The organism is Intrasporangium sp., from assembly GCF_039812505.1.
GTDB lineage: Bacteria > Actinomycetota > Actinomycetes > Actinomycetales > Dermatophilaceae > Intrasporangium_A.
In genome coordinates this window covers 1-3,970 of the sequence record NZ_JBDIAQ010000223.1, presented here as the reverse complement: position 1 = coordinate 3,970, position 3,970 = coordinate 1, and the positions used below count along the sequence as shown (strand labels likewise).

Annotated in this window: 2 protein-coding genes; both read right to left on the bottom strand. The window is 71.7% G+C overall.

What is annotated here, in order from left to right:
* A partial coding sequence (gene pgm / locus WMI84_RS17290) for a phosphoglucomutase (alpha-D-glucose-1,6-bisphosphate-dependent) (protein ID WP_347355016.1) occupies nucleotides 1-1,589 on the bottom strand: 1,589 nt, incomplete at its 3' end.
* The coding region (glgB, locus tag WMI84_RS17285; protein ID WP_347355015.1) for a 1,4-alpha-glucan branching protein GlgB at nucleotides 1,586-3,970 on the bottom strand (2,385 nt) is incomplete at its 5' end. The genes pgm and glgB, both read right to left, overlap by 4 nt.

Here is a 3,970-nt window from a genome sequence, read left to right as displayed (position 1 = left end):
AGGTGCTCCGGCCCCTTGAACGACTCGGCGTAGATCTTGTAGACGTCCTCGGTGCCCGAGGGCCGCGCCGCGAACCAGGCGCTGTCCGTGACCACCTTCAGCCCGCCGATCTTCGCCCCGTTGCCCGGCGCCTCGGTCAGCTTGGCCGTGATCGGCTCGCCGGCCAGCATGCCCGCGCTGACGTCGGCGGGGGAGAGGGCGGCCAGCTTCGTCTTCTGCTCCCGGGTCGCCGGGGCGTCGATCCGGGCATAGGCCGGCGTCCCGTGCCGGCTCGTGAGGTCGGCATAGTGCCGGCTCGGCGTGCGGCCCGTCGCGGCCAGGATCTCGGAGGCGAGCAGCGCCAGGATGATCCCGTCCTTGTCGGTGGTCCACACCGAACCGTCCAGGCGCAGGAAGCTGGCCCCCGCGGACTCCTCGCCGCCGAACCCGACCGACCCGTCGAGCAGCCCGGGCACGAACCACTTGAAGCCGACCGGCACCTCGACCAGCCGTCGCCCCAGGTCGCCGGCCACTCGGTCGATCATCGACGACGAGACGAGGGTCTTGCCGATCGCGGTGCCGGCACCCCAGCCCGGCCGGGCTCCGTACAGGTACTGGATCGCGACCGCGAGGTAGTGGTTCGGGTTCATCAGCCCCGCGTCCGGGGTGACGATGCCGTGCCGGTCGGCGTCGGCGTCGTTGCCCGTCGCGAGGTCGTAGGTGTCCTTGGAGCCGATCAGCGAGGCCATCGCGTACGGCGAGGAGCAGTCCATCCGGATCTTGCCGTCCCAGTCGAGCGTCATGAAGCGCCAGGTCGGGTCGACCTCGGGGTTGACCACGGTCAGCTCCAGCCCGTGCCGCTCGGCGATCTCGCCCCAGTACGCGACCGAGGCGCCGCCCAGCGGGTCGGCGCCGATCCGCACGCCGGCCTGCCTGATCTTCGCGACGTCGATGACGCTGGGCAGGTCGTCGACGTACGTCCCCAGGAAGTCGTATGCCGCACAGCCGGCTCGCGCCCGCTCGTAGGGCACCCGCTTGACCTCCTTCAACCCGCCGCGGATCAGCTCGTTCGCCCGGGCCGCGATGACCGAGGTCGCGTCGGTGTCCGCGGGCCCGCCGTTGGGCGGGTTGTACTTGAACCCGCCGTCGGAGGGCGGGTTGTGCGACGGCGTCACCACGATGCCGTCGGCGAGCCCGCTCGCGTCGGGTGCCTTGCCGCGGTTGGCCCGCAGGATGGCGTGGGACACCGCCGGGGTCGGGGTGAAGCCGTCGCGGTCGTCCACCAGCACGGTCACGGCGTTGGCGGCGAGCACCTCGAGGGCCGACTTCCAGGCCGGCTCGGACAGCCCGTGCGTGTCCCGGCCGATGAGCAGCGGGCCGTCGTAGCCCTTGCTCGTGCGGTAGTCGACGATCGCCTGGGTGGTGGCCAGGATGTGGTCCTCGTTGAACGCCGTACGCAGGCTCGAGCCGCGGTGCCCGGACGTGCCGAAGACGACCTGCTGGTCGGGGTCGTCCGGGTCGGGGTGGCGGTCGTAGTAGGCACCCACAAGGCCGTCGATGTCGACGAGGTCCTCGGGACGGGCCGGTAGTCCTGCGCGTGGGTCGGTCATGACTGCTGCTCCTTGTGGTGGGTGGTGCCCGGCTTGGTCCCGGCCCGCGGCTTGCCGGCCGGCTTTCCCTTGGCCGACCGGCGGGCCCGGGCCGGCCGCTGGGCGGGCGCGGGGGGCTCCTCCGGGACGAGCCACACGGCGGACAGGCGGGCGAGGGTGAGCTCGGCGGCATACGGCTGGCCGTGCCAGGGCGTCTCGGTCACCTCGATGACGCGCCCCGCGCTGCTGGGCGCGTCGGGATGGTAGCCGGCCGTGTCCATGACGACCCGCCAGCGGCCGCTGCGCGGCAGCCCGACCCGGTAGGCCGGGTGGGTCTGCCCGCTGAAGTTGACGACACACGCCACGACGGGTGCGCTGTCGCGCTCACCGCGTCCCCAGCGCAACCAGGAGAAGGTGTTGCCGGGCGCGTCGTCGGCGTTCAGCCACTGGAAGCCGGCGCCGTCGGCGTCGAGCTCCCAGAGCGCGGGCTGCGCGCGGTAGAGATGGTTGAGGTCCTTGACGAGCGCATGGATCCGCTGGTGCATCGGCAGGTCGAGCAGCCACCAGTCGAGGCTGCGGCCGTCGGCCCACTCCGACTCCTGGCCGAGCTCGATCCCCATGAAGACCAGCTGCTTGCCGGGGTGGGCCCACATGTACGCGAGGAAGGCGCGCAGCGTGGCGGCCTGCTCGTCGCGGCTGCCGCGTGACTTGCGCAGCAGCGAGCCCTTGCCGTGGACGACCTCGTCGTGGCTGATCGGCAGGATGAAGTTCTCGCTGAAGGCGTACACGAGCGCGAAGGTCAGGGCGTTGTGGTGGTGCTTGCGGAAGACCGGGTCCTGCCCCAGGTAGCGCAGCGAGTCGTTCATCCAGCCCATGTTCCACTTGAACCCGAAGCCCAGCCCGCCGCGGTCGGTCGGTGCGGTGACCCCCGGGAAGGCGGTCGACTCCTCGGCGATCGTGACCACGCCGGGGGCGCGCTTGTAGACGGTGGCGTTGGCCTCCTTGAGGAAGTCGATCGCCTCGAGGTACTCGCGACCGCCGTACTTGTTCGGCAGCCACTGGCCGGCGGGGCGGGAGAAGTCGAGGTAGAGCATGGAGGCGACCGCGTCGACCCGCAGCCCGTCGATGTGGAACTCCTCGATCCAGTAGACCGCGTTGGCGACCAGGAAGTTGCGCACCTCGACGCGGCCGAAGTCGAACACGTGCGTGCCCCAGTCGGGCTGGTCGCCGCGCCGCGGGTCCGGGTGCTCGTAGAGGGCCTGGCCGTCGAAGCGGGCCAGGGCGAACGCGTCCTTGGGGAAGTGCCCGGGCACCCAGTCGAGCAGCACGCCGATGCCCGCCTGGTGCAGCCGGTCGACGAGGAAGCGGAACTCGTCGGGGGTGCCGAACCGCGCCGTCGGGGCGAAGTAGCCGGTGACCTGGTAGCCCCAGCTGGGACCGTACGGGTGCTCCATGACCGGCAGCAGCTCGACGTGGGTGAAGCCGAGGTCGACGACGTAGTTGACCAGGTGCTCGGCCAGCTCGACGTACGACTGGCCGTGGCGCCACGAGCCGAGGTGGACCTCGTAGATGCTCATCGGCTGCGAGACGGCCTGCGCCTTGGCCCGGCGCTGCATCCACTCGTCGTCGGACCACGTGTAGTGCGACTCGGTCACGACCGAGGCGACCTTGGGCGGCACCTCGGTGCGCCGCGCCATCGGGTCGGACTTGGCCCGCACCACGTCGTCGCTGCCACGGATGGCGTACTGGTAGTTCGAGCCCTCGCCGGCGCCGGGGAGGAACAGCTCCCAGATGCCGGTCTGGCCGAGCGCCCGCATCGGGTGCGAGATCCGGTTCCAGCCGTTGAAGTCACCCATGACGTGCACCGCCCGGGCGTGTGGCGCCCAGACCGCGAAGGAGGCGCCGGTGACCGGTCCGAGCGGTCCGGGGTAGGTCCGGACGTGCGAGCCGAGCACGGTCCAGAGCTGCTCGTGGCGTCCCTCGCCGATCAGGTGCCGGTCGACCTCGCCGAGGGTGGGGGCGAACCGGTAGGGGTCGTCCTGCTCGTGCACGACGCCGTCGCCGTAGCTGACCAGCAGGCGGTAGTCGTGGGTGCGCTGCACGTCCGGCGAGGTCATCGACCAGACCCCGCCGCGGATGTGCTGCAGCTCGACCGTCTCGCCGCTCTCGAGCCGGGCGCCGACGGTCTTGGCCATCGGTCGGAATGCGGTGATCGTCAGCCCGCCGGGGCCCAGGTGCTGGCCGAGCAGGTCGTGCGGCTCGGCGTTGCGGCCCTCCAGGAGCATCGCGATGGCCGGGTCGTCGGCATGCAGTCCCTCGACGTGCGGCTCGGGCGCACCCTGCGGGGCGGTCGGTCCGTCCTGCGGGGCGGTCGCACCACTCTGCGGGGCGGTCGGTCCGTC